This window comes from Paenibacillus germinis, assembly GCF_013141785.1.
Classification (GTDB): domain Bacteria; phylum Bacillota; class Bacilli; order Paenibacillales; family NBRC-103111; genus Paenibacillus_E; species Paenibacillus_E phytorum.
This window is the reverse complement of sequence record NZ_WHOC01000198.1, coordinates 166472-193468: the sequence shown is the minus strand read 5'-3', so window position 1 is coordinate 193468 and position 26997 is coordinate 166472. Positions and strand designations below refer to the sequence as shown.

Annotated in this window: 27 protein-coding genes and 1 riboswitch; of the genes, 21 read left to right on the top strand and 6 right to left on the bottom strand. The window is 45.3% G+C overall.

Annotated elements, in window-relative coordinates:
• Window positions 1-8: 8 nt before the first annotated feature.
• The 3 genes from GC102_RS38760 to dgoD all read left to right on the top strand — a co-directional run bounded on the left by GC102_RS38760 (window position 9) and on the right by dgoD (window position 4604).
• On the top strand, window positions 9-1763 hold the full coding sequence (locus GC102_RS38760) for a sensor histidine kinase (protein WP_312883505.1): 1755 nt from the start codon (window positions 9-11) through the stop codon (window positions 1761-1763).
• Complete coding sequence (locus GC102_RS38755; protein WP_171694239.1) at window positions 1760-3376, top strand: response regulator; 1617 nt, start codon at window positions 1760-1762, stop codon at window positions 3374-3376. Before GC102_RS38760 ends, GC102_RS38755 begins: the two co-directional genes overlap by 4 nt.
• A gap of 79 nt (window positions 3377-3455) precedes the next feature.
• A complete protein-coding gene (dgoD, locus tag GC102_RS38750) occupies window positions 3456-4604 on the top strand; it encodes a galactonate dehydratase (protein ID WP_171694238.1) in 1149 nt (382 codons plus the stop codon).
• A gap of 263 nt (window positions 4605-4867) precedes the next feature.
• Here dgoD and GC102_RS38745 read toward each other — a convergent pair whose 3' ends face one another.
• Window positions 4868-5281 (bottom strand): hypothetical protein, encoded by a 414-nt coding sequence (locus tag GC102_RS38745; RefSeq protein WP_171694106.1) that lies wholly within the window; start codon window positions 5279-5281, stop codon window positions 4868-4870.
• Between the two features lie 65 nt (window positions 5282-5346).
• Entirely contained in the window at window positions 5347-5763 is a 417-nt protein-coding gene (locus GC102_RS38740; RefSeq protein WP_171694237.1) for a YtxH domain-containing protein, read from the bottom strand.
• Between the two features lie 261 nt (window positions 5764-6024).
• Here GC102_RS38740 and GC102_RS38735 point away from each other — a divergent pair, with 261 nt between their 5' ends.
• The 7 genes from GC102_RS38735 to rsbW (GC102_RS38705) all read left to right on the top strand — a co-directional run bounded on the left by GC102_RS38735 (window position 6025) and on the right by rsbW (GC102_RS38705) (window position 13488).
• On the top strand, window positions 6025-7158 hold the full coding sequence (locus tag GC102_RS38735) for a PP2C family protein-serine/threonine phosphatase (protein WP_171694236.1): 1134 nt from the start codon (window positions 6025-6027) through the stop codon (window positions 7156-7158).
• Window positions 7159-7561: 403 nt separating this feature from the next.
• The gene (glgB, locus tag GC102_RS38730; RefSeq protein WP_171694235.1) at window positions 7562-9466 is read left to right on the top strand and encodes a 1,4-alpha-glucan branching protein GlgB; all 1905 of its coding nucleotides are present in this window, start codon (window positions 7562-7564) and stop codon (window positions 9464-9466) included.
• Between the two features lie 7 nt (window positions 9467-9473).
• On the top strand, window positions 9474-10658 hold the full coding sequence (locus tag GC102_RS38725) for a glucose-1-phosphate adenylyltransferase (protein WP_216628307.1): 1185 nt from the start codon (window positions 9474-9476) through the stop codon (window positions 10656-10658).
• 61 nt (window positions 10659-10719) lie between these two features.
• Window positions 10720-11874 (top strand): glucose-1-phosphate adenylyltransferase subunit GlgD, encoded by a 1155-nt coding sequence (glgD, locus tag GC102_RS38720; RefSeq protein ID WP_171694234.1) that lies wholly within the window; start codon window positions 10720-10722, stop codon window positions 11872-11874.
• Window positions 11875-11904: 30 nt separating this feature from the next.
• Window positions 11905-12594, top strand: a complete 690-nt coding sequence (locus GC102_RS38715) for a hypothetical protein (RefSeq protein WP_171694233.1) — start codon at window positions 11905-11907, stop codon at window positions 12592-12594.
• Between the two features lie 130 nt (window positions 12595-12724).
• A complete protein-coding gene (locus GC102_RS38710; protein WP_171644424.1) occupies window positions 12725-13057 on the top strand; it encodes an STAS domain-containing protein in 333 nt (110 codons plus the stop codon).
• Window positions 13054-13488: an anti-sigma B factor RsbW gene (gene rsbW, locus GC102_RS38705; RefSeq protein ID WP_171694232.1), complete on the top strand. Its 435-nt coding sequence runs from the start codon at window positions 13054-13056 to the stop codon at window positions 13486-13488. Before GC102_RS38710 ends, rsbW (GC102_RS38705) begins: the two co-directional genes overlap by 4 nt.
• Before the next feature lie 485 nt (window positions 13489-13973).
• Here rsbW (GC102_RS38705) and GC102_RS38700 read toward each other — a convergent pair whose 3' ends face one another.
• Window positions 13974-14432 carry a Dps family protein gene (locus GC102_RS38700; protein WP_171694231.1) on the bottom strand — a complete coding sequence of 153 codons (459 nt, stop codon included), beginning with the start codon at window positions 14430-14432 and terminating at the stop codon, window positions 13974-13976.
• A gap of 167 nt (window positions 14433-14599) precedes the next feature.
• On the opposite strand from GC102_RS38700, the gene GC102_RS38695 reads away from it, so the two are divergent.
• The 10 genes from GC102_RS38695 (at window position 14600) to GC102_RS38650 (ending at window position 22915) form a co-directional block, all read left to right on the top strand.
• On the top strand, window positions 14600-15055 hold the full coding sequence (locus GC102_RS38695) for a DUF948 domain-containing protein (RefSeq protein WP_171694230.1): 456 nt from the start codon (window positions 14600-14602) through the stop codon (window positions 15053-15055).
• A gap of 14 nt (window positions 15056-15069) precedes the next feature.
• Window positions 15070-15441, top strand: coding sequence for an STAS domain-containing protein (locus tag GC102_RS38690; RefSeq protein WP_171694229.1), 372 nt, complete (start codon window positions 15070-15072; stop codon window positions 15439-15441).
• Window positions 15438-15896 (top strand): anti-sigma B factor RsbW, encoded by a 459-nt coding sequence (gene rsbW, locus GC102_RS38685; RefSeq protein ID WP_171644419.1) that lies wholly within the window; start codon window positions 15438-15440, stop codon window positions 15894-15896. The genes GC102_RS38690 and rsbW (GC102_RS38685) overlap by 4 nt, the downstream gene beginning before the upstream one ends.
• The gene (locus GC102_RS38680) at window positions 15893-16660 is read left to right on the top strand and encodes a sigma-70 family RNA polymerase sigma factor (RefSeq protein WP_171694228.1); all 768 of its coding nucleotides are present in this window, start codon (window positions 15893-15895) and stop codon (window positions 16658-16660) included. Before rsbW (GC102_RS38685) ends, GC102_RS38680 begins: the two co-directional genes overlap by 4 nt.
• A 12-nt stretch (window positions 16661-16672) precedes the next feature.
• A complete protein-coding gene (locus GC102_RS38675) occupies window positions 16673-17482 on the top strand; it encodes a PPK2 family polyphosphate kinase (RefSeq protein ID WP_171694227.1) in 810 nt (269 codons plus the stop codon).
• Between the two features lie 100 nt (window positions 17483-17582).
• Window positions 17583-20366, top strand: a complete 2784-nt coding sequence (locus tag GC102_RS38670) for a CHASE3 domain-containing protein (RefSeq protein ID WP_171694226.1) — start codon at window positions 17583-17585, stop codon at window positions 20364-20366.
• Window positions 20336-21226 carry a CheR family methyltransferase gene (locus GC102_RS38665; protein ID WP_171694275.1) on the top strand — a complete coding sequence of 297 codons (891 nt, stop codon included), beginning with the start codon at window positions 20336-20338 and terminating at the stop codon, window positions 21224-21226. Before GC102_RS38670 ends, GC102_RS38665 begins: the two co-directional genes overlap by 31 nt.
• 420 nt (window positions 21227-21646) lie before the next feature.
• Window positions 21647-22210, top strand: coding sequence for a DUF1003 domain-containing protein (locus GC102_RS38660; RefSeq protein ID WP_171694225.1), 564 nt, complete (start codon window positions 21647-21649; stop codon window positions 22208-22210).
• A 103-nt stretch (window positions 22211-22313) separates the two neighbouring features.
• On the top strand, window positions 22314-22478 hold the full coding sequence (locus GC102_RS38655; RefSeq protein ID WP_029196203.1) for a DUF1328 domain-containing protein: 165 nt from the start codon (window positions 22314-22316) through the stop codon (window positions 22476-22478).
• A 56-nt stretch (window positions 22479-22534) separates the two neighbouring features.
• The gene (locus tag GC102_RS38650) at window positions 22535-22915 is read left to right on the top strand and encodes a YflT domain-containing protein (protein WP_171694224.1); all 381 of its coding nucleotides are present in this window, start codon (window positions 22535-22537) and stop codon (window positions 22913-22915) included.
• A 128-nt stretch (window positions 22916-23043) separates the two neighbouring features.
• Here the strand turns inward: GC102_RS38650 and GC102_RS38645 are convergent, their stop codons facing one another.
• A complete protein-coding gene (locus GC102_RS38645) occupies window positions 23044-23244 on the bottom strand; it encodes a cold-shock protein (RefSeq protein ID WP_082562262.1) in 201 nt (66 codons plus the stop codon).
• A 65-nt stretch (window positions 23245-23309) separates the two neighbouring features.
• Window positions 23310-23510 (bottom strand): cold-shock protein, encoded by a 201-nt coding sequence (locus tag GC102_RS38640; protein WP_029196201.1) that lies wholly within the window; start codon window positions 23508-23510, stop codon window positions 23310-23312.
• 227 nt (window positions 23511-23737) lie between these two features.
• Window positions 23738-23834: riboswitch (purine riboswitch) on the top strand.
• Window positions 23835-23894: 60 nt separating this feature from the next.
• On the opposite strand from GC102_RS38640, the gene GC102_RS38635 reads away from it, so the two are divergent.
• Entirely contained in the window at window positions 23895-25250 is a 1356-nt protein-coding gene (locus GC102_RS38635; RefSeq protein WP_171694223.1) for an 8-oxoguanine deaminase, read from the top strand.
• Window positions 25251-25314: 64 nt separating this feature from the next.
• On the opposite strand, the gene GC102_RS38630 is transcribed toward GC102_RS38635, so the two are convergent.
• Window positions 25315-26913: a copper amine oxidase N-terminal domain-containing protein gene (locus tag GC102_RS38630; RefSeq protein ID WP_171694222.1), complete on the bottom strand. Its 1599-nt coding sequence runs from the start codon at window positions 26911-26913 to the stop codon at window positions 25315-25317.
• Window positions 26914-26997 lie beyond the last annotated feature (84 nt).

The window sequence follows — 26997 nt, the reverse complement described above, 5'->3', positions numbered from 1 at the left end:
AGCCCAGCGTGCCGTATAAACTTAATATTTTCAGCAAAATTCTCATTCTATTGGTTCTACTCCTTATCCCTATTGTGCTGCTCTACAGCTATACGAATCGGATAACGAATAACGTTGTTCAAGACCAGATTCAGTCATCGAATTTAAACCAGCTGTCTTTCTTCATGCATCAATTGGATGGGGACGTGGAGCGATTAGCGATGTCTCCCGTTATTCTTGGCAGCGATCCTTACATAAGGGAATTTATCGACAGGAATGAGTCGCCTGATTATGACATGCTGAAAGAACAGTCGCGTATTATACAAAAACTTAGCCTTCAAAGTGTCTCCAGCGGATGGGTGAATGAACTGACCATTGCCATTCCACATGGGAAGCAAGTGTTATCTTCCAGTATTTTTGTGAATGGGACGGATACTTGGCCTTGGGATAGTCCGATAAAGCGAACATGGACGTATGAGGAACGCAAGGGTGACAATGGGGTAGGGTCGTTCGTTAGGGAAATTAGTGAGCCGATACGTGCCCAGGTTGCCGGTCAAGCTAATGTGCTTTATCAAGTAAGGTTCAGCGTGCAGAATATGATTCAACTGCTGGATGTGTACAAGCAAGATAAACGAAGTGATCCTTTTTTGGTTGATGGGCAAAATAGGGCGGTTTTCAATAGCTCGTCGAATCCGTCGATTACACATACAATCCATGAAAGATTGGCTGGTCAAAGCTTACCGCTTACCGGCCAAGTTCAATTTGAAATCGCCAATCAACAGTATTTGATCAGCTTTGTCAAATCGGAACAGTTGGATTGGTACTTGGTTGATTATGTACCGGTGCAGAAGATACTTTCGCCTATTACGATGACGCGTAAATTGTTTTACGTCTCTATTGCTCTGCTGCTTGTGATGAGTATTCTGGCTTCTTTCTTGCTGTATCGTAACGTACAAATTCCGATTGGCAAGATGATTCAAAGTGTACAGCAAGTGAAGCGAGGCGATTTATCAGCTCGGATCGCGTATAGAGCCAAAAATGAATTTGATTTCCTCATCCAACGATTTAATGAGATGGCCGAGCAAATTCAAGTGCTTGTAGAGGATGTTTATGCGGAGAAAATACGTTCACGTGAAGCGACCTTGAAGCAGCTGCAATCGCAGATTCACCCGCATTTTCTGTATAACTCCTTATTCTTCATTATCAATTCAGCAGAGATGGAAGATAAAGAATCAGTCGTAGCCATGTCGCAGAATTTAGCTGAGTTTTACCGTTACACGACGAGAGTCGAAAAGCAAAGCGTGCGGTTGCGAGATGAGCTGGATTTGGTAGGCCATTATTTAACGATTCAGAATCTCCGTATACACCGGTTGAAATATGAAATAAATGTGCCGGAAGAGATGTTGGACGAGTGGGTTCCCCGACTTATTTTGCAGCCGCTAGTAGAGAATGCCATTGTCCATGGGATTGAGCGCAGCGCAGAGGGTGATCGAATCACGATCACGGGTGAGCAGAAAGATGGTTGGAACCGACTGATTGTTGAAGATAACGGCGGAGGGCTGGATGAAGCGGGATTAGATAAGCTGCTTAAACAGCTGGAGGCTCCAATGTCCGATGAGATTGGCTGTGGAACATGGAATGTCCACCACCGTTTGTATTATCAGTTCGGGGAAGGCTCCGGACTTACTTTTGAACGAGTACATGACGGTGGTTTAAGGGCCGTACTGACTTGGAAACACAACTCGCAGGAGAGTGATCCAGCCACCGAGGTGATAAAACGATGATTCAACTATTGATTGTCGATGACGAAGCGCATGTCGTGGATCGGCTTCAGTCTACGATTGACTGGGCATCTATCGGGATTGAGCAGGTTTTTAAGGCGTATTCCGGTAAAGAAGCGCTGGAGCTGCTCGAACAAATGTCGATTAATATCGTGATTACGGACATTCAGATGCCAGGTATCTCCGGTTTGCAATTAATTGCTGAGATCAACCGTCGTTGGGCGAAGACCAAGTGCATTCTCTTGTCCGGATACTCGGACTTCAACTATGCCAAAGAAGCGATTCTTCAGGGCTCGGAGGATTATTTGCTCAAGCCTGTCACGGAACAAGCTTTACTGGCTACAGTCAGCCGAGTGATGGAAAAGCAGCAGAAGGAATGGGAGACCGTCATCTCTACGCAGCGTCTTACGTATACTCTCAAGGAAAACCTCCCTCTACTAAGGGGGAATTTATTGAATGATTTACTTCAAGGGCACAAAATATCGGAACATTCGCTTCGAGAAAAAATGCAGATTCTAGAGCTCCCTGATTACCATGAGCATGCTTGCGTATTGATGATGGTTCGGTTGGAATCGAATTTTCTGGAATATGATACCGGTCATTTATCGTTAATGGAATATGCGATTAGCAATATGGCCGACGAATTATTTGCGGAGAAATTCGATAGCTGGCATACGAAGGATGCTCACGATTATTTGGTTTTTGTGATGAAGCATAAGCAGGAAACACCCGACAAGGAAGATGCTGCTTGGCTGGAACGCACGGCTGCTGATCTCCAATCGGCCGTGAACAATTATTTAAAAGGCAAAATTTCCATCCTTCTGAGCAGTTGGGGCGAGTTCCCGGCCGAAATAAATGCGCTATACAATAGCTCGCTTAGCGCCTTTCGCAAACGTATCGGGAGTGAGCACGAGCTGTTCATGCGGCTTGGCGATGAGTCTGTTCAGACCGAACTATCAGCCTTGCAAAGGCTATATGAGCCGCCAACACTCAATCATTTACTGGAAGCAGCAAGATGGGAAGATACAGAGGAGAAGCTGTCTCTGATATTTGATGAAATGGAAGTTAGATTTTCGGAATCTCAGGAACATCTATTAGAAGTTTATTTCTCGATCGCATCCGCTTTTGCTTATATTGCACATAAGAATGGCCGACAGCTGCATCAGCTCATTGGCGGTGATTACGAACGAATGATGGAAGGTATCCCTTTTCGTACGGTGAATCAGCTGCGTGAATGGTCGATTCGTTCTTTACAACGCATGAAGGAGGATATGGATCAAGAAAGGCAGGACAGCCGTTCAACGCTAATCAAGGATATTAGGTCTTTCATCGACCAGCATCTGGCTAGCGACGTCTCCTTACAATCGATTGCCGATCATGTGTACATGCATCCGGTTTATATATCGAAGATCTATAAACTTGAAACGGGTGAAAATTTAAGCGACTACGTCAATCATGCCCGGATGGATAAGGCTGCGTATTTGCTGAAGAATGGTCAGGATAAGATTTATGAAATTGCCACACAGCTTGGCTATCAACGCCCACATTCCTTTAACCATGCGTTCAAGAAGCATTATGGCATGACTCCGCAAGAGTACCGAGATCAATATTCGTAGTGAACAAATCGTGCTGATTGGTGAGAGGAGTTTGGTCTTGCCCAGCGAATTCAACAAGGGATAGAGGAGGACGATAATCATGAAAATTACGAAGTTGGAACTGTTTAAGGTGCCACCAAGATGGTTATTTCTGAAAATCGAGACGGATGAAGGCATTACGGGATGGGGAGAGCCCGTCGTAGAGGGTAAGGCGGATACGGTTGCAGCAGCGGTGATGGAAATGAGCGATCACATCATTGGCAAGGATCCGATGCGGATCGAGGATATGTTCCAAGTGCTGTACCGCGGCGGCTTCTACCGCGGAGGACCGATCTTGACCAGCGCAATCTCAGGCATTGAGCAAGCACTCTGGGACATTAAGGGCAAATTCTACAATGCGCCCGTCTATGATCTGCTTGGCGGCGCTTGCCGCGACAAGACGCGTGTCTATTCGTGGATCGGCGGGGACCGCCCGAGCGACGTAGGTCAAGCGGCGAAACAGCAGGTCGCTGCTGGATTTACGGCGGTGAAAATGAACGCCACCGAGGAAATGCACTACATCGACTCCATTAGCAAAGTCGATGAAGCTATTGCGCGCATTGCCGCGGTACGCGAAGCCGTCGGCAAGGACGTTGGCATCGGCATCGATTTCCACGGCCGTGTGCACAAGTCGATGGCCAAAATCATCGTCAAGGAACTAGAGCCGTACCGGCCAATGTTCATTGAAGAGCCTGTTTTGCCTGAAAATAATGAAGCGCTTATAGAGATCGCTCGCTACACCTCGTGTCCGATTGCCACGGGAGAGCGGATGTATACGCGCTGGGGCTTCAAAGAGCTGCTGGCCCAAGGAATCGTGGACATTATCCAACCCGATCTATCCCATGCTGGCGGCATCTTGGAAACACGCAAAATCGCCGCGATGGCAGAAGCCTACGATATTGCAATTGCGCCTCACTGTCCGTTAGGCCCTATCGCTTTGGCAGCATGCCTACAGCTGGATACGTGCTCTCCGAATGCCTTCATTCAGGAGCAAAGTCTCGGCATTCACTACAATCAAGGCAGTGATTTGCTCGATTATTTGAAAGATCCTTCTGTATTTAAGTATGAAGATGGCTTTGTGGCTAATCTAACAGCTCCAGGTCTTGGTATCGAGATCAATGAAGAGAAAGTACGAGAAATGGCTGCTATTGGCCACAACTGGAAAAATCCAGTTTGGCGTCAAGCCGATGGTACAGTAGCCGAGTGGTAAGTGAAACAGCAGGAAAGAGCATGAAAGAGCATGAAAGAGCATAGAAGAGCCTCAACTCCAATTTCATGGAATTGAGGCTCTTTTTGTTTTTGTATAGGAATTTATGATTTTCGCAATCTGTGGATATGGTGCTTTATCTGCATGGACTCGCGGGATGATCTGCCGAAAGTCGATTTCCGACTTCTCAGACTCAGTTGTCGGGCTTCGGCTCGCATAGCTCTGGCTGTAAGCGCGGTTTTCGCGCTTATTCGTTTATCCTTGAGCTACTGAATCGGATCAGGAATCATATTCTTTTCCAGCAGTTCGCTATTCGTCTTCATATGCTTCATTTCATTACCCAACTTCTTCATCTCATCCATATCCTGCGCCATGGAGCCATTGTTGGCTTCTGCCAAGGATCTGCTGGCTGATCCATTACAGAGTCGCTCTAGTTCAATTAGCTTGTCCAATGCTGTTCGGCGAACTTGCAGAGGAACGAATTCATTCTCTTGAAAGTCGGCCTCATGGAAATGAACAGTTGTATTCCCGTGTTCAGAGGTGAATGTGGTTAACGTAAGCGGGTAGGCGGTTGATGTGGCATCGTGATAAATATCGAATTTATAGACCGATTTCTCCGTGTACTCGATACGTTCCAACCCCAAATCGGTTAACTGTTGATGCAAGGTGCCTTTATCCATCGTAATCTACTCCTTTCAAGCAAGAGGAAATCGTTAATCCGTCCTTACGAATCTATGTGATACCTTTAGTGTTGGTTGTTTTGGTAATTCGTTTTGGCAGCCTGTAAAGACTCATCTACAAGCTGTTTGCTTTCTTTGGCCTTATCAGCGGCCTCAGAAGCTTGATGGCTAACGGAGTGGGCCATATCCTTTGTTTTCTCACTGACTGCTGATGCAACTTCCTGCGTCTTCTCACTAACAGCTGACGCGATATCTTGTGTTTTATCACTTACGGTCGAGACAAAATCCTGTGTTTTCTGACCTACAGCGGAAGCCAATTGGCTTGTTTTATCATTGAACGTGCGATACGTATTCGACAAGTCTTCACGCAGCTCCGACCCGGCTTTAGGGGCTAATAACAATGAGGTTATCGCGCCTACAGCGCCGCCGATTACTAAACCTAACAATAGTCCGCCTTTGTTTGTTCCGACTGCTTCACTCATGAGTCATCTCTCCTTTAGTTTGGGTGTTGTGGTGTTGCCATGCTTCATACTAGGATGTAACCTTCTTTCTTTTATTTGAAACACAAAAAGCTCATTTTTATTTCCGTTTCATTATATAAGCGAGGAAGCCCAGGCATCCTTGTGATTGAATTTTTTTAAAATGGGTAGTAGATAAAATAAACGATCAACATGTTTGATAATAAATTATGGTAAACTACGATGAGGGTTTCCGTTAACTTTTACCCGAAAGGGGTTTGAGAAATGAGTATTGTGATAGTAGACGATAACGCGACAAATTTACTTATTATTGAAAAAATCCTGCTTAAAGCCGGTTACACCGAGTTAGTTATGGTGTCTTCTGCGAGAGAGCTGTATCAATTATTAGATATGGATTCACCAAGCACGGTTGAAGTGCCGGTTGATTTGATTTTGATGGATATGATGATGCCGGAAATTGATGGGGTCGAAGCTTGTCGAACGGTTCAAGCCGACGAAAGGTTTCGGGATATTCCGATTATTTTCGTGACAGCGATGGGGGATTCCAATAAACTTGCTGAAGCGCTGGATGCCGGGGCACTCGATTATGTGATGAAGCCGATTAATAAAGTAGAGCTGCTTGCGCGTATTCGATCTACGCTCCGCTTGAAATATGAGAAGGATTGGCATAAAGAGCGGGACAAGCGGATTAAGTACGAGCTTGATTTGGCTAAACAAGTGCAGCTTAGTGTACTGAGCAGCCCCATTAAGGATGAGCATATCCAGATCTCAGCGGTCTATAAACCGTCTTCTGAGCTCGCGGGTGACTTCTATGCCTGGTATCCGATTGGACCCAATCGGCATGGGATCATTTTGCTGGATATGATGGGGCATGGCATTTCGTCTTCGCTTGTCTGCATGTATATTTACTCTGCTCTGAAGGATACCATCACGAACATTTGTGATCCTGAAGGTGTGATGCGTGAGCTGAATGGGCGGATGAATCAGCTGCATCAATCCGATAACCTGATTAATTACTATTTTACGGCGATTTATATGGTCCTTGACACGGAACGGCGTACGATTGAGTATGTGAATGCCGGACATCCTGCAGGCATCGCCCTTCTGGATGGTGAAGTGAAATTGCTGACAGAAGGCTGTTGCGCCCTTGGCTTTTTTGAGGGGATTGAGATTACCAAAGGTGTTATTCCCTATGAGAAGGATGCCCGGATTGTCTTATTCACTGACGGCCTGTCGGAGTGGCTCGATGATGAACAGGAGGACGGCATCACCAAAATCATGGGAAGCTTGAAGGCGACGACGACGCACGATCCCGATGGCTTGGTTGAGCGTATTTATCCTTATGCCAAAACGGGTTCTCCACAAGACGATATGTGCTTGGTTATGATAACAACGTAGTAGTTAGCGATGAAAAACATCGACTCAAGCAGCAGATAGGCGAAGATTGATCTTTTCCCGCATCTGTAAGGATGTTTTACATCGTTAAAGGGGCTGGTTTCCGGCTTATCCCATCCGTTAGCGATGAAAGACATCGTCTCAGATAGCCGATTGGCGAAGAATGGCCATCTCCCACAACTGTAAGCATGTTTTACATCGTTAAAGGGGCAAATTTCCGGCTTACCCCATCCGTTAGCGATGAAAAACATCGACTCAAGCAGCAGATAGGCGAAGAATGGTTTATAACAAAAAACGCACAAGTTTTATCCCAAATAGGGAATAAAACTTGTGTGTTTTTTGTTTCAATAGACCCGAAGGCGTGTAATAAGGAGTATTAGATTCCAACACGTTGGGAGGAATTGGGATGGCGACATTGGCATCGGAAGCCAGTTCAGACGCTTTGTATTTGTTACATGAGGGTACGCAGTATCAAAGTTATCATTTTCTGGGTTCCCATGTGGAAGAGCGCAGTGGTCAGATGGGGGTTAACTTCGCAGTTTGGGCGCCAAATGCCAAGCAGGTTAACGTTTCAGGCAGCTTCAATGGATGGGATGGCAGCAATCACCAGATGTCGCTAGCAGATGGCGTATGGACGCTGTTCATTCCGGAACTCGGTGAAGGCACACTATATAAATATGAAATCGTCACATTAGACGATGAATGCTATCTAAAGTCAGATCCTTATGCGTTTCATTCCGAGCTTCGGCCCGGGACGGCTTCCATTGTTACCTCATTGGAAGGTTATGAATGGCAGGACGAGGAGTGGCTGGCGAACAACACGTCAAACCAATTCTTACAACAGCCGCTCCTGATCTACGAGGTGCATTTGGGCAGTTGGAAGCGCAAGGAGGACGGCGGATTCTACAGTTATGTGGAATTAGCTGACGAGCTAGTCGAGTATGTGCATGAACGGGGCTATACGCATATTGAGCTGATGCCGTTAGAGGAACATCCTCTGGATGCGTCTTGGGGCTATCAGGTAACCAGTTATTTCTCGGTTACGAGCCGGTTTGGATCGCCGAAGGACTTCATGTACTTCGTTGATCGTTGCCACCAGAAGGGGATTGGCGTCATTATGGATTGGGTGCCCGCACATTTCTGCAAAGACGCTCACGGCTTGACCCGATTCGATGGGACACCGCTTTATGAATATGCAGACAGCCGAAAAGGTGAACATCCTACTTGGGGGACACAGGTATTCGATTATGCGAAGCCGGAAGTTCTTAGTTTCTTAATCTCCAATGCCCTATTTTGGATGGATGTCTATCATATTGATGGTTTAAGAGTAGATGCCGTTTATAGCATACTTACGCTGAATTTTGATCGAGAAGATGAAGATCGTATTGTGAATGAACAGGGCGGCGATGAGAATCTCGAAGGAATTGCCTTCCTCCAGAAGCTGAATGCCGTCGTATTCTCCAGGTATCCCAATGCACTGATGATGGCGGAGGATACGAGCTCTTATCCAGGCGTAACCGCTCCCGTCGAGAATGGCGGATTAGGCTTTAATTACAAATGGAACTTAGGCTTTACATGGAACACGCTTGCGTATATGAAGAAAAATCAGGAAGAACGCAGCAGTCAGGAAGATCAATTAACGAATTCACTGCTAAATGCTTGGGATGAGAATTATATTATCCCCTATGCGCATGATGAAGTGGTTCACTCCAGTAAATCCCTTCTCGGTAAAATGTCAGGTGATGACAACTGGCAGCGTTTCGCCAATTTGCGAGTGCTGTACATCTATATGATGGGTCATCCGGGTAAAAAACTGCTTTTCATGGGAAATGAATTCGGTCAGATCGATGATTGGAATTCGGAAGCATCGCTGGAATGGGATTTATTGAAATTTGAAGAACATCAGCAATTTGAGCATTTTGTGAAAAATATGAATCACTTCTACATAGCGGAGAGAGCCTTATGGGAATTGGATTATGAACCGAGCGGCTTCGAACCGATTAACGCTGAGGATAAAAGCGATGGACTGGTGTCTTTCATTCGGAACGCTGAAAACGACGATGAACATCTCGTCATCATGTGTAATTTCAAACCAGAGGCTCATGAGGGATATCGACTAGGGGTGATGAGGCCCGGGCGTTATCAGGAGGTCTTTAATAGTGATAAGCAAGAATACGGCGGATCGGGCGTGACGAACGACAGTACGCTAGTCTCCGAAGAGTGGACATGCCAAGATTGTCCATATAGCATAACCGTAACAATACCTCCCCTTGCAGCAATCGTACTCAAATATATTCCAGCGAAAGGATGAGATGATTATGAAAAAGCAGGAATGTGTAGCTATGCTATTAGCTGGCGGTGAAGGTACTAGACTAGGTCCTTTAACTAAAAATATCGCTAAACCGGCTGTTCATTTTGGCGGAAAATATAGAATTATCGACTTTACCTTGAGCAATTGCCGTAATTCCGGTATCGATACGGTCGGTGTACTGACGCAGTACAAGCCAGCTGTTTTGAATGCCCATATTGGCAATGGGGAAGCCTGGGGCATGGCGAGTGAAAGCGGCGGCATCTCCATTCTGGAAAGGCAAGTTGGCGCTCCTAATGCTTATTCGGGGACAGCGGATGCCATTTATCAAAATATAGCCTACCTTCGTGCACATGATCCAAGCTACGTGTTAATTATTTCTGGTGATCATATTTATAATATGGATTACAGAGCTATGTTCGAGCATCATAAGGCATCTGGTGCCGATGCGACGCTTTCGGTTATTCCAGTGAGATGGGAAGAAGCAAGCAGGTTCGGCATTATGAATACGGACGAGCATCACCGAATTACCGGATTTGCTGAGAAACCGATCAAACCTGTTAGCAATCTGGCTTCCATGGGTGTGTATATATTTAATTGGGATGTGCTGAAGGCATGTCTGGAACAAGATGCGAAAGAAATGACATCTAGTCATGATTTTGGTCATGATATTATACCTGGACTGCTGGCGGCAGGGGCCCATTTATCCGCATATCCGTTTGAAGGGTATTGGAAGGATGTTGGTACGATCGAAAGCCTCTGGGAATCCCATATGGATTTACTTGGTTACACGCCAAGGCTGCAATGGGATCACGATACATGGCCTGTGCTGACCCAAGAACGTGACCATCCGAAAAGCCATGTCGCCCTAAGTGCCAGAGTGAACAATGCGATGATAGGAGACGGCGCAGCCATTCATGGTAATGTAAGTCATTCCGTTCTATTTGATGGCGTTAGGGTTGGTGAAAATAGTAGGATCCTGAACAGTGTCATCATGCCGGGTGTTCAGATTGGAAAAAATGCACTTATTCTTAATGCCGTTATTGGAGAAGGATCCATTATTAAAGATGGAGCTATTGTTGGTAAGCCAGGTGGTGCAGAGATTATTGCAATAGGTGAGAAAACAGTGGTAGGACGCCATTATCCAGCTGTGATACCTGCTAAGCTGACGGATACGAGGCTGAATTTCGGTTAATCGGACGTAGTAAATGCTTACGATGCTAGTCTTGCTAAAGCAAGACTCTTAGGAGGAGTGTATGATGAAAAATGTTCTTGGCATGATCAATCTCATGAATGAACAGGATGATTTATCAACGCTTACACGCAATCGTTGTGTCGCTGCTGTGCCTTTTGCCGGTCGGTATCGACTGGTCGATTTCGCGCTTTCCAATATGAGCAATTCCGGTATTCAGAAAGTCGTCGTTCTGGCCAATTCGAAGGCGGATTCGCTGCTTGAACATGTGGGTGACGGGCATCACTGGGGTTTAGATGCTCCGGATGCAGGAGGGGTCTCTATTCTCCCTCCTTTCTCCCTATGGATTGATCCCGCGAGTGATACGCGAACCTTCGACTATGGTGATCTCCTTCATTTGTACAGTCATCTCGAGTATTTAAAGTCGTGCACCGAAACCTATATTTTGCTTGCGCCTAGCAGTGTTATTTATCGTTCTAATTTCGAAAATATGGTCGATTACCACCTCAGCAGTGGGTCGGAAATTACGGTCCTTTTTAAACATTTGACAGAGATTGACCGTCATGCTCATATTGGTCGCGCTTACAACTTGGAGATGAATGATCAAGGCCGCGTGACCAGCGCCTCTCCCACCTATCACGCACTGCCGAGCTTAACACCGCAGAATATCGATTTGGACACGATGGTTATGGAGCGGAAACTACTGATCGATCTCATTGAGAAGAGCTTGAAGCGCGGGAGCGAGATCTATCTGAAAGAGGTCATCTGGGCTCATCTAGCCGATATTCATGTACAAGGCTATGCCAATCATGGGTATATGGCAATTATGGATTCCATAGATAGTTACTATGTGCACAGCATGGATCTTCTGCAACCGCAAGGCTGGAAGCAATTCATGATTAATCAAGAGTTTGTCTATACGCGGAAAGAGGAAGAACAAGCAACGGCCTGTAACCATGACGCGCTGATCCGCAATTCGTTCGTCGCTCATGGCTGCCGGATTGAAGGCTATGTGGAGAACAGCATCTTGTTTCCAGGTGTGACGGTAAGTAAAGGCGCCAGTGTTAAGAACAGTGTCATCATGCATGACTGTGAAATTGAAGCAAGCGTGTATTTGGACCGAGTTATTTTGGACAAGCAGGTCGTAGTGGAGCAAGGAGCCGTGTTATGCGGTCAGTACGCACACCCCTTTGTGGCTGAGAAAAGTGGAGTGATCTAATCCAAAAGTGCGAGAGTAGGAGGATCAGATATGAACGTAATGTTACGTGATAAAGGTGCTAAGCTGCTAACACACATAATAGGCTACCGCAGCCGTGTCTATAAGCTGGCTTTGTTCTTTCTAGTCGTTATTCTAGCGATGAGTATCGTCAGATGGACAACTTCTGAACAAATCGGTGAACCGGAAATCATCCTTTCACCGGGGATCATCACTCTGAATCCGGAAGGAGCAGATAACACTTTCGTCCCCGTCCTGCCGCCTACTCTTGCAGCTGCCCAAGCGGAGTCTAGCAGTGATATAGGTGCTAATTTACAGGAGGCTGAAGCTAACTCATCGGTTCCTATGCTCAATAGCCTAGAGGGAATCTCACTTTATGATGATACAGAGTCAGTCATTGCCAAGAAAGGGTACCCACTAACGTTTGTCCAGGATCCCAACTTTGTAGAAGCCTTTACGTATGAATACCCGGATATGAATATTGGCTTCCAAGATGATATCGTGACTTTTGTTCAAATTCCAGCCAAGGTTGGGCGCGTTCAAATCAATGATCAACGGATACCGTTGACGATAAAGGATGTGAAGCGGCTGCTAGGAGAACCCGATTATGTGGCGGAGGATGGTATCGTCTTTCAGCGGAGAGAAGCATTAATTAAGCTTTTTATTGAACCAGAGACACAAGAACTGATATCCATCGATTATTATCATCTTTCAAGTACCTAATGTCTGCAGCTGGCCCTATGGTCAGCTTGAAGGCATATGAAGGGAGATCATCCTATTTAAGGCAAAGCTTGTGTAAATGGTAGAGCCTTGTTACTATTTAGAGAAAGAATAACGTAAGGGAGTGTGGCTAATGTCAGCAGAGAAGTTCCAAGTTGATCAGGAAGAATTGGAGAAATCTATACAGCTTCGTATCAGTGGGGAGCTCGATTTGGCTGCGGCCTTAACGTTCCGTCATGCGCTCGAAGCGGTTGTTCATCGGGCGGATAAGGCGTTAATCCTCGATGTGGGGCAGTTGAGGTATATTGATAGCACGGGGATTGGTATTGTGGTCTCGGCTTTGAAAATTCGGGATGAGTTGAAAGCGCCGTTCACGGTCAGTAATATCCCGGCTGGCATTAAGCGGCTGTTTGATCTTACGGGAATCTCTGGATTCCTGAACGAAGGGATCGAAGGAAGCGCATGAATGTGATTCGTTTACAAATACCCGCGGCAGCGGAATACTTGGATATTGTAAGACTCAGTCTTTTTGGGGTTGCTACCAAGTTAGGTTTCTCTTATGAGGATATCGAGGATATGAAGGTAGCGGTTTCGGAGGCTTGCAACAATGCTGTACTTCACGGGGAACCGCAGAGTGGCAGTGGGCAAATCGAAATTAGCTATGAGCCCGGAAACGACAGATTGACTGTGAAAGTGAAAGATGATGGCACAGGCTTTAATTATCAAGAACGCGACGAGCATACGGTGCCTTTGTCAGGGGCTTCGCCCAGCGAGCTAGAGTCTGGAGGCCTCGGGATTTATCTCATGCAAGCGCTGATGGATGAGGTTACCGTGAACACAGACCGAGGAACCGAAGTCACGCTCGTCAAATATGTCCAAAACAAAACCATGGATTGACGGGGAAACCGCCGATCCGTGGTTTTTTGTTAAGCTAAGTGAGATTGTGTATACAAGTATAAGCTCTCAGGAAGAGACTATTTTCTCCTACATTTTTGTTTTCTGGTTTTTGGGTAAATGGCCAATCAGATAGGCAAGTTGTACAACGTACAACAATTTCCTTGATTTCTTCTTGAAAAGCTCAGGATGTTGTAGTTTATACAACAATTAATCCCTTTTGTAGGCTGTAGAGCTACTTTAGGCTGGAATTGTTGTATTTTCTGCAACAATCGCGTGGAAAATGCGAATTAGCTTGCTTATTGTTGTACAGAGTACAACATGTGTGCGGGTTGGCTCGCTGCATGTTATACAAAGAACAACATGTAAAAGAATTAGCTTGCCTATTGTTGTACACGATGAGCAAGCGAATATACTTTTCGGCGGCATAACTTGCTTGCACCAACCGTTACAGCACTCACAACCAAGTAGGGCCTAAGCCGGTGTTTTTATTTGCCAAGATACGCATCCAGCATCCAGCTGTGCTTCTCAAGCGATGAGCGAATCCCGATGAGCAGATCGGCTGTCGGTTGATCCTTTTGCTCTTCAGCAAGTTCAATTCCCTCTGTCAGCTCCGAGCAAATGCGGGTGAAATCACTTACCAGCTGCTTCACCATTTGCTCAGCCGTCTCCTCATTTTTAGCTTCCTTAATGGACGCTGTGGCCAAATGTTCCTGCAAGGTTGCTGTCGGAATCGTACGAAGAGATAGCATTCTCTCTGCGATAACGTCTAGATGCAAGGCAACCTCTGTATATAATTCTTCGAATTTGATATGTAGAGTAAAGAAATTCTCGCCTTTCACATACCAATGGTAGTTATGCAGCTTCATATAGAGAACCGAAAAGTTAGCGACCTGCTTGTCAAGAATCTCTGTAATCGGACTTGCTTTCGTTGCAGCTTTGACCATTGTAAAATCCCTCCACTTAATTAGTATGGTTGTGCATACGTGTAAGTACCCTGCCTTATGCCTCTTGAAACAGAAAGGAAAGTAAATCGAAAAATTCTACATAAATTGTTTCAGATGCCAAGAACAGGGGTAAGCAATAAGTAATTAAGCAGATAGGGGTGATTGAAATGTTAGTACAAATTAGTGCGATCATTGCAGCCGTTGCGTTTGTGTTCCTTGTCTTCTATTTGATTCAAACTTTGAAATCACTGAAAAACTCATTAGATGAGATCACATTAACGATGGGCCAAATGAAGGATGAAGTCACACAGATCAGTTCGGAAGTACAGGACGTTATTCTCAATACCAATGAGATGGCCATAGATGTGCGTGTGAAGCTGTCGAAGCTTAACCATTTGTTCAGCTCGGTTAACGATGTAGGGCAAGTGATTCACGAGTTAACATCGTCGGTGAAACAATCAGCTGCGAGCTTAATCTCAGCTGTTAAACAAACGAATTTAACCCAACAAACTCAGCCGCTCAGTACGAAATGGAAGACGATTTTGCAAGGTGCTGCCATCACGTATGAGATGTTGCAAAAAATGAAAGCCAAAAAATCACCGCAAACCGGTGTTTCGAAATAGAGAGGGGTCATCTTGTGAACGCTATACGTAAATTTACGGTCTACAAACAATCGAATGGGAAAGAAAATATCATATACTTAAGTGGAGAACTTGATTTATCTGCTGCATCGGAGCTAGCCACCGTACTTGACTCGGTTGTTCATAAAGGAAATGAGATTCTAACGTTGGATTTAAAAGAGTTACGTTATATTGACAGTACCGGAATTGGTATGATTGTCTCCGTGCTTAAAGTTAGAGCTGCGATGAAGGCAGCCTTCCGTATTCATCACATCCCTGCCAAAATCCAGCGATTATTCGAACTAACTGGCATTGCTCGCTATTTGGTAGATCGTGAAGACCAAAGTCAAAACAAAGGTGTAACAGAAAGGAAAGAAGAAATCATATGAGCCCATACATTGGCCTTACGATACCAGCAAAGGCGGAATATCTAGATATTGTTCGACTCACTTTATATGGCGTTGCCACCAAAGCGGGCTTTTCCTTCGAAGATATTGAAGACATGAAAGTTGCTGTGGCAGAAGCTTGCAACAATGCGATCCTGCATGCTTACTCTCATGACCAGTCAGGAAGCGTAGAGGTTCAATTTGAGCACAGCAGCGGCTTTTTGAGAATTTCTGTGAAGGATGAAGGCAATAGCTTTAATTATGTTCAAACAGATGCCGAAGCTGCCTCGCTGCACCATAAATCCATCAGTGAAGCGACGGTGGGGGGACTAGGTTTGTTCCTGATGCAAGCTTTAATGGATGATGTACAAGTATTGACGCATAGCGGTAAAGGAACCGAGGTTATTCTGACGAAGCAACTGGCAAGCCAGCTGAATAGAAAAGAGGAAATGGTATGAATGCGAATGCATCATCCTCGAAACCGTTATATGAAATGTATTCGAAAATGAAGATTTATCGGGAAACCGCATGTCAAGAGACGGCTACGGCGCTGCTGCTGCACTATGAACCCATTGTTCGTATGGCAGTAGGTAAGATGTCACGGAGCCGTCCTGATTTATATGAGGATTTATTTCAAGTTGGACAGATGTCGATGCTGCGGCTTTTTGTACAGTATGACAGCACCATGGAGATTCCGTTTGAAGCCTATGCAATGAAAAGCTTAATTGGTCACTTGAAAAATTATTTGCGTGACAAGTCATGGTACATACAGGTTCCAAGACGAATTAAGGAGAAAGGTTCGCTTGTCCAGCGTGCCCTGGATGAACTGACTGTGAAACTGGAACGTTCGCCGAGTATCGATGAGATTGCGGCTTATTTAGAGCTCAGTCCGGAAGAAACGATTGAGATTCTGGCAGGCCGCGATTATTATAATTACACATCACTGGATACTCCGCTCACGAGTGATGGGGATAGTGCGACCATTGGCGATATGATCGCCGGTCCAACGGATGACTATCAAACCCTCGAGAGACGTATGGATCTTGAAGAGGCGATGACTTGTTTGAAAGAGGAAGAACGTAAGGTTATTGGTCTTATTTATCATGAAGGACAATCGCAACGGCACATTGCCGACCAATTAGGGATTTCTCAGATGAGTGTATCCCGGATTCAGAAGCGGGCGATTGATAAGCTGAAGACGGTCTTAAACCAGAGCACATAAGGAGGCTACCCGATGTCGGGCAACCATTTTCAATTGGAGTACGGGAAGAAAGTACGCTTAGAAAGCATTGATCCTAATGAAACCGGAGCCCTTCACGATCGTGAAGAGGCCGAACCGAATATAGAACGTCTGAGCGAACGATTAGAAACCTTGCAAAATATCTTGTATGCCGAGAAGAAGCAGTCTGTTCTTTTTGTGATTCAGGGCATGGATTGCAGCGGCAAAGACGGCGTCGTTAAGCGTGCACTCGGAAGACTCCATCCACAGGGCTTTCAAGTAAGCAGCTTCAGAACGCCTACTGAAGAGGAATCCGCTCATGATTTCTTGTGGCGCGCTCATAAGGTTGTGCCTGCCAAAGGAATGATCGGGGCCTTCATTCGGTCTTATTATGAGGATGTACTGATAACGCGAGTACACAACTCGATTAACGATTCAGAAGCGAAGAAACGATTCAAGCACATTAACCGATTTGAGAAATTGCTGGAGAGCAGCGGTGTGAAAATCGTTAAGATTTTCCTGCATATCTCCAAGGATTTTCAACTGGCAAAGCTGCGAAATCGGATAACGGATCCAACGAAACGTTGGAAATTCGACAAGAATGATCTCGTGGAGCGAGAATCCTGGGACGAATACCAGAAAGCTTATGAAGATGTGTTTAAGCAGTGCAGCACACCTTCTGCTCCGTGGTATATCGTGCCTGCTAATCATCGCTGGTACCGAGATTGGGGCGTTCTGCAAATTGCTGTAGAAGCGTTGGAAAGCATGAATTTAGCTTATCCAGAATCCGATCCGGAGCTCGATCAGTTGCTTGATCAGTTATAGAAGCAAGCTCAAACTATCTCTCTAGCTCTCTTAATGTGGTATAGTGAGAATAGTAGAATGTTAACATAACATTCTCTACGAACTGTACTAGGAGGCAAACATGTTTAAATCTATTCCTATCAACATAAAGACGAAAATCACGCTAGGATATGTCTGTATTATTCTATGTTTAGGGGCTGCCCTCTTAGTTGTGAGTGATCGAATAACCTCTCTTCAGAAAGAAGTAGACTACATATCCACGCATGATATTGAAGTGCGCGATCTCCTTAACGTTATACAGAAAAACATGATCGATATGGAAACGGGGATGCGAGGCTACGTCATTACTGGGGATGAGCAGTACCTGGATTCCTATGAGGCCGGCAGCCGAGCCTGGCTCGATAATTATAATAAGCTTCATCTTTTAATAAGTGATAATCCTGCACAACAGAAAAGTTTGGAGCAGATCAAGCCAACGATTCAGAACTGGATCAAGAATGGTGGCGATAACGTTGTTAAGTTGAAAAAAGAAAACAATACAGCAGCCATTAATGATTTTTTTAAACAAAATTCAGGAAAAAAATTGATGGATCAGCTGCGCACGCAGTTTGATTCCTTTCTTAGGGTTGAACAGCAGTTAACGGCTGCAAGAGTCGATCAATTAGCAAAAAGCAACTATAATCTTAGAGTTGTTCTTTTTACCGTTTTGGGCATTACTTCTATTTTTGCGGTTCTGGTGGCTGTATTTTTGTCCAATTCAATAACTAGCACGATCAATCGAGTCATTAAGACTATTCGAGATATTACAGCTGCTGAAGGAAATCTAGATGCAAGAATTGAAGTGAGAACCAATGACGAGATAAGAGTGCTGGCAGAAGCAACGAATGATTTGCTGGCAAGCTTAGACAAGCAAAACTGGATTCAAACCAATATAACCGAAGTATCAACCTTGTATCAGGGGATTAACGATATCACGGAATTGAGTGAAACCTTTGTGAGTAAGCTAGCTCCTATGCTGGATGCCGTCTATGGTGTTGTTTACCTCCGTAATAACGTTGGAGGCGAGACTCGGTATGTGAAAATAGCAGGATATGCGGCATCCGGGGTGGATCCCTCAACGGCTAGCTTTCGATTAGGGGAAGGCTTAGTCGGTCAATGTGCCATAGATAAGCGGATTTTCCTGATGGACAATCTTCCGGAGAACCATGTTAAACTAACGTCAGGTTTAGGCGTTTCCACACCTCGAAGCTTACTTGTTGCTCCTATTATGGTGGAAGGCAAAGCAGAGGCAGTTATTGAATTAGCTTCACTTCAACCCTTCCAATCGAAGCATCTTACGTTGGTCGATTCGCTGCAAGAGAAATTCGGAACGGCGATTACGAGTGTACGAAGCCGAATGGAAGTAGAGCGTCTGCTTTCGGAGTCACAGATGTTGGCGGAAGAACTGCAGGCACAATCGGAAGAGCTGCAGACACAGTCTGAAGAACTCCAGATGCAGCAAGAACAGCTGCGGATGACGAATGAGTTCCTAGAGGAACAGAACCATTTCGCGGAGCAGAAAGCGTTAGAGTTGAAGAAAGCAAAAGATGAGCTGGAAGATTTCTCGCTTAAGCTTCAGACGAGTTCGCGGTACAAGTCCGATTTTCTGGCGAATATGTCCCATGAGCTGCGAACACCGCTCAATAGCATAATGATTTTGTCGCAAATGCTTGCGGAAAATAACGGTGACATACAAATGTCGGAGGTTGTGGATTATTCACGTGTCGTTTATGCCGCAGGCAATGATCTGCTCGCGCTGATTGACGATATTCTTGATTTATCCAAAGTAGAAGCGGGTAAAATAGAAATTATGACGGATGAGGTCAATGTGACCGAAATACCGCAATTAATGAAGCTGATGTTTGACCCTGTAGCGGATAAGAAGGGGCTCGATTTCGAGGTCATTTTGGAGCCGAATGTGCCTAATGTGATTTTGACGGATGGCCAACGCATGCAGCAAATCGTGAAGAATCTGTTATCTAACGCTTTTAAATTTACTGAGCAAGGCTCTGTAACTATGAAAATCGCGCTCGCTGACCCTTCTCGAGTCAAAGAGTTGCTTCATAGAGATCCGGAAGAAACCGTACTGGCTATTTCGATCACAGACACTGGAATAGGTATCCCGATCGATAAGCAGCAGGTTATTTTTGAAGCGTTCCAGCAGGTGGACGGTACAACGAACCGTCAATATGGCGGAACGGGACTTGGTTTATCGATATGCCGCGAGTTTACGCGTTTGCTTGGTGGATCCATTGTCGTGAAAAGCGAGCTTCACAAGGGCAGCACGTTCACCCTCTATGTGCCTAATGCGCGTGAATTGGAGCCTGAGGTCCAAGAGAATGATCATCCGCGGGGGGAAATTGCAGCAGCTAGCGAGGAATTGAAACTAGATACAACTGTAACAGTTTCGACGGAACCAAGTGCCTTAATAGCTGAGCAGCAAATGGCTGAACCCATTAGCTCAGATTCGCAATTGTTTCACGGTAAAAGAGTGCTTCTCGTAGACGATGATGCGCGTAATGTTTTCGCGCTTGTCACAGCACTTGAGACGAAGGGAGTTACCGTGGAGATTGCTGATCACGGCAAGCATGCCCTGGAGCTTTTATCCGTAGATTCCGACTATGACCTTGTGTTAATGGATATTATGATGCCGGTCATGGGGGGCTATGATGCGATGAAAGCGATTCGCGGTCAGCTGCAGCTGCATGATTTACCTATCATCGCACTAACAGCGAAAGCAATGAAGAGTGAGAAAGAGAAATGTCTGGAGTCCGGCGCTTCCGACTATATCACCAAGCCGCTGAATATGGATCAGCTATTCTCGCTTATGCGGGTATGGTTGACGAAGCAGGTGAAGAAACATTGATTCACCAGTCCTTAGATAATTACTCCGAATTAGAAGAATTGCCCTACGATGAGCTGCAAAATATCGAGATTAATCTGCTCTTGGAAGGCTTATATCAGATGTATGGGTTCGATTTCCGCCATTATGTGCGTTCATCCTTACGCAGGAGAATTCTTAACCGCATGAAAGCAGAGAAATTGCCATCCATCACAGCGCTGCTAGAAAAAGTCTTGCACAAACCCGGCTTCGTGGAACAATTACTGAACGACATGTCGATCCGAGTGACAGAAATGTTCAGAGATCCAAGCTTTTTCAGCGCTTTTCGTAATCAGGTGGTTCCCGAGCTTAGGAAGTATCCTGAAATTCGGATTTGGCATGCAGGCTGTGCCACCGGAGAAGAAGTCTATGCGATGGCGATCCTGATGCAGGAAGAAGGCTTGGCTGAGAGAACGAAGATTTATGCGACAGATATGAACGAGAAAGCGATTGAGAGCGCGCAAAAGGGCGCTTTCCCGCTGAAACAGATGCAAGTCTATACGAAGAACTACTTGGAATCTGGCGGGACCAAAGCCTTCTCCGAGTACTATACAACAGACCATCAATATGCTTACTTTCAGCCGCTGATGAAAGAAAATCTGATGTTTGCGCAGCACAATCTCGTCACGGACGGCTCCTTTAATGAATTCCATGTCATCCTGTGCCGCAATGTCATGATCTATTTCGATACGAAGCTGCAGCAGCAGGTGCACAGCCTATTTCATGGCAGTTTAATTCCAGGTGGATACCTAGGCTTAGGAAAAAAAGAATCCATCCTTTTCGTGCCCGAAGGCGTACAATATGATGATTTCATACCGCAGGAACGTATTTATCGTAAGAGATAGTTTTACTGGACACTCTCCGTTGGAGAGTGTTTTTTGTTTAATGCCCGACTTGTAATCGCGCAGCCCCAACCCTTGCGGAACGTAGATTCCTTATTTTGCTCGAAACCGCGTATTTCATGGTTTCGCGGAACGAGGATCCGCTATTTCACGCTTCAGAGGTGTAAAAACTGCAAAAACACCAAAATAGCGTACATACGTTCCGCATAAGGGCTCAATATCAACATTTTAGCCGAAATAGCGTCTCCTCGTTCCCCAAGAGCCTCAGATCAGCAGTTTAGTACCTAAATTTTGAAACTACATTGATTTATGGATCTACAACCTCCAATAAAGGAGCACGTCCCATAGGGTTGTTTCATCAGCAGCGGGGAACGTTTAAATATAAAGCAGCTTGTACTTTAGAAGCAGAAAGAAGGGAAACGAATGGAAGAAGATATCGATGAGAAGAAATTTAAAGGTGATTGCACGCCTGAGCAGTTGTTTCAAGAACTGGATAACGATCCGAGCAGCAAGCTAGATAATGACCAGTTAGATCGCATAACGGCCATGGTGAATGAGTATCAAGGGAATATTAAGTCCCATTTGATTGAACAACAGGAGAAGAAGTCTTCAAGGGCTGATCGCCTTGCTGATCGAATTGCCTCTTTTGGCGGCAGTTGGACATTTATAGTGCTGTTTTGCGCTTTTTTGGGGATTTGGATGATCATTAATCTGATGAGCTTCGCATTTGATAAGCCGCCATTCATCCTGCTTAATTTGATTCTATCGTGCATTTCGGCTTTGCAGGCACCGGTTATTCTGATGAGTCAGAATCGTCAAGCGGCGCGAGATAAGCAGGAGGCGATCCTTGATTTCGCGATCAATTACCGAGCCGAACAAGAGAATATGGAGCTAAAGGCACTGCTCGAACGTCTAGATAAAAGGATGGAAAGAATTGAACAGATGTGCTTAACACGGCAATCTGAAAGAGAAGATAACAATGGATGAGATCCTATTTTTCAGCTGAAAAGTGTTTCATTACTAGGCGAAGTGGTTAATAGATAACATAGCAAGAACAACCCATATTCGATGAGAAGAGAGGGTGTTTCCTATGTTAGGTTGGGCAATTATGTTTCTAATCATTGCGCTTGTAGCCGGTGTTTTTGGATTTTTTGGGATTGTCTCGGCAGCGGTAGGGATTGCCAAAGTCTTATTCTTCGTATTCCTGATTATGTTCGTCGTATCCTTGATTTTCGGAAGACGAAGAGGCTTTTAGCAAAAGGTTCATACATCACTAACCCAATAAATAATAGCCAAAGAGGAGGAAATACCATGAATACTTATACCAGAGTGAGTGTGACATCGAATCTTCAAGAGGCACAGAATAAAGTGCAGCAATTGTACAGAGAAGGCTTTGAGCGAGAGCATATTTATGTGCTGACCCATAGTGCTGAAGGTACTGATTACGTCGCTAACTATACGGGCGCTGAGCAGATCACCATGGCGGAAGAGGGTGTGCTGACGTCGATCGCTAATCTGTTCCGTTCTCGCGGCGATGAGCTGCGTGCGAAGATGAGAGCACTCGGAGTGCCAGACGTGGAGGCCGGTCGTTTGGAAAGTGAGCTGGATAAAGGGAAAATCCTTGTTCTGGCCACCCCTTCAAACGAGGTTAGAGCATATAATGGCGAAGACTTTCAACGTACTATTTTATAAATAAAGGGGACTCCTTCCATCAAGGAGTCTCTTTGCTGTCTTCATTTAACAGTAAAAACAAAAACCCTAAACGCCTCCATTCGGAGACGCAAGGGTTTCTCGTGAAATCAATTGCTACCTTCTTGCATTCATCGCCTGCTGCTTGTGTTCGATAAGGTTGGGAGCATCTTTAAATCCTTGACCATGGATGAATTGCAAATTGGACATGCAGGACTATCAGCGAATGAAAAGTTATCTCTCATCCAGCATGAGCACTGTTCGGTGCTGCAGGTCCAGATGCTGGTTTGCTCCTCGGGGACAGGCTCCAACGATTTCTTTGAAAAGTACAATCGAACTCCTCCTTGTCATAGTAGACTCAGACTCGCAAGCAGTTAAAGCAATATGTGGTGAAGGACTACAGCTTGACTACATTTTCAGCTTGCGGTCCGCGGTTACCTTGAACAACTTCAAACTGTACGCTTTGGCCTTCATCCAAGCTTTTGAAGCCTTCCCCAGTAATAGCGCTGAAGTGAACGAAGACATCTTTGCCGCCTTCCATTTCAATGAAACCAAAACCTTTTTCTGCGTTAAACCATTTAACCGTGCCTGTTTCCATGTATACAAAAACCTCCAACAATAATTTGTGCCTGCGCTACTGTTTCCGAAGACCACGTAGATCCCGATAGCTTGTTAACGCAGCTTTGATAATATATCCATTTATAGGGGAGCTTATTCCATTTTTACTAAAAATTCATTTATCGAAAAATTTATCACAAAGTTGTTTGGTCGAAAAGTATTGACTTACCGCCATTCTCCGCTCTATACTGGTGCTAATTGTAAGCCGCAAGACACAACTTCATAGTTCGTATAACCTCGATAATTCGGTTCGGGGGCTCTACTGGGAACCTAAATCCTAACTACGAACACAATATATGCTCATATATTGTGTTTGTTGTTAGGATTTTTTTGGTTTCCTCATTTACGTTGAGGAGGAAGAGGAATGGGTTCATTGTTGATTCGTGGTGCAAAAGCAATTGTAACGGTGGATGCGGAGGATCGTGTGCTGGAACAGGCGAATATCTTGATTGAAGACAATCGGATAGTGAAGATGGGGAAGGACTTGTATGAGGCAGAACAGGTGATTGATGCGTCACAGATGTTCGTATATCCCGGTCTCATTAATGTGCATCATCATTTGTATCAAACGTTCACGCGGAATCTGCCGCAGGTGCAGAGGCTGGAGTTATTTGACTGGCTGCGTTATCTCTACGAAATTTGGAAAGGGATTACGCCGGACGCCGTGTACCATAGCTCGCTTACGGGGATTGCTGATCTGATGAAGAACGGTTGTACGACAGTTTTCGACCATCATTATGTGTTTCCACAGCAAAATAGTGCGCATTTTATAGATAAACAGTTCGAAGCCGCGGAGCGCCTTGGTATCCGTTTCGTTGCTTCGAGAGGATCCATGACGCTGGGCAAGGATCAGGGAGGACTGCCTCCCATGAGCGTTGTTCAGGACATAGAGACGATTTTAGCCGATAGTGAGAGGCTAATTGATCTCTACCATGATGCCAGCGCAGGTTCCATGCGGCAGGTAGTGCTCGCTCCGTGTTCGCCGTTCAGCGTATCCGCGGATATCATGCTTGAATCGGCAAAGCTCGCCAGGTCGAAGGGTGTGCGGCTGCACACGCATCTAGCTGAGACGAAGAACGAGGAAGCCTACACGCTCGAACGTTTCGGAATGAGGCCGTTGGCCTACATGGAAAGTCTCGGCTGGTTAGGCCCTGATGTGTGGTATGCGCATGGGATACATTTTAACGATGACGAAATGAAGCTGCTTGCACATACCCAAACAGGAATTGCGCATTGTCCGATTTCCAACATGAAGCTTTCGTCCGGCATTGCCAGGGTTCCCGAGATGCTTGCGATGGGGATTCCCGTTGGCTTAGCTGTTGATGGGAGCGCCTCAAACGATGGCTCGAATCTACTAGAGGAACTGCGCGTTTCGTATCTCTTGCACAGACTTCAGTCTAGCAGTCAGGCACCGACCGGATATGATCTCTTGAAGGTAGCAACCAGAGGCGGAGCAGAAATATTAGGAAGAAGCGACATTGGTTCGCTGGAGATTGGCAAGGCAGCAGACTTGTTCATGGTGCGTGTAGATCAAATTGATGCTGTAGGGACTCTGACTGATCCCAAGTCGTGGTTAGGTACGGTAGGACTCAAACGTCCGGTCGATTATACAATTGTGAATGGGAAGGTTGTCGTCGAGAACGGCAGACTGGTCGGAACGGATGAGGAGAAATTAGCTAGAGATTGTCAGGATTCATTCGAAAGATTCATTCAGCAATGAGAAAAGCTCGCTCCACACCAGTCATATAGACCGAATGAGAGCGAGCTCTTGGCTTAGGAGCAGGCTATTCTCTGGTAATGGTTACACTACCTGTTTTATCATCGAAACCAACCTTACAGCCAAGCTGCTCGGCTATAAAACGAAGCGGTACGAAAGTGGAGCCATTCTTCAGGATCGGGGCGCTTTCCAATTGGACAGATGATCCGTTAACGCTCGCTGTTTTACTGTTAAGTGTCAGAATAATCGTTTTGTCGCTAAGTTGGTCTTTCACTGTGATTTGATTTGAGGCTGCATTCCACTTCACTTCAGCTCCCAGTCTCTCCGAAATGAATCGAACGGGCACCATGGACACTTGATCGTCATTGATAAAAGGATGGGAGGAATCGAACTCGTAGTCGTCATCGTCCTGGCTCATCAGCAAGTGAATGTCTTGTTTGGCTATTTTCAAATCTTCTCTCAAAAAGGAATAGAACTTAGAGTCTTTGTTGAAAAAGGTTAGGAAGGAATCGTTGTTGGCTGATACCTCGCTCAGGTTCAATACCCCGCCAGAGGTATCAATTACACTTGCTGTAACAGGCTTATTGATATTCCAAATTTCACTCGTGTAAGTAAATTTAAGTGCACTGATTCCAGTACTAACCTCTGTGATGGGGAGAGTAAGTTCTGCATTTACTTTGCGAATCTGTTTATCGTTATCGATGAAGAAGTCTGTCTTAAGTACGGTTTTATCACTCAGTAATGCCTTCACTTGGGTGTCGGATACAGAAGAAAGTGTGTCTTGCATGTTTTTATCCCACTCATTGAGAGCTTTCCGAAGAAATTGCTGAATGGTTGTGTAAACAAACTCAACAGCTAACGTCTTGTTATCAAGGTAAGCCATCATAAGGTCTGGTAATTCAGAACTTAACCCACTCTTAGAAGGAGAAGCTTTCATTTCTTCTTTAATAATAGGCACCAATGCATCATAGAGCTGACCAATCAATTCCTTCATTCCCTTTTCATCAGCGAGGATGTTCGTTAGGAATGCTTTCAGAAGGCCTACGAGCTCATTGCCTTTAATCTCTATGTGGGCATTTTGCATAGAAAGTGTTTCACTATTCACAGGCTCGGATACGGAAGATACGGCGAAATGTTCCGGATTCGGAGCATTGGTTAAGAAGAATTTGAGCAATGCAGGCCATAATTCTTCTGCTTTCTTGAGTAACTGCTGCTGCATATCGGAAGATAGCGCGGCAGAAGATGAGCCAGCTAAGCCAGCTTGCGCCGCCATCAGATCAAAGAAAAGTGGTTTCTTAGCACCTTCAATATGTATAGTGAGCTTCGTCCCATTTACGCCCAGCTGGAAGGGAATAGATCCCTTGCTGTAAGTAAGAGCACCGTCTACAGAGATGTGCTGCTTATCTTGCATCTTAACGCTCTTCAGCTCTAAGTTCACATGATGCAAGACGTCAATCATCCGTTTCTCGTCAGCGGACAAGCCATCGGTGTTACCTGTGATGATGTCCATTTGAAGTGACCCTTTGGATTCGGCGGATTGAATGGAGGCACTATTTTGAATAGCTTGTCCCAAATCTAGCCCTTGAACAGCCTGACACCCCGTTAACACCAAAAGCATAATAACTAATGCAGTGGAAATCCACCAAGTCAATTTCTTTCTTTGCATCTACAAATCTACTCCTTAGATATAATAGCTAGTAAAAAATAGCAGTGATAGATTATACGCACAAAAAGAGGGGAAGATGTGCTT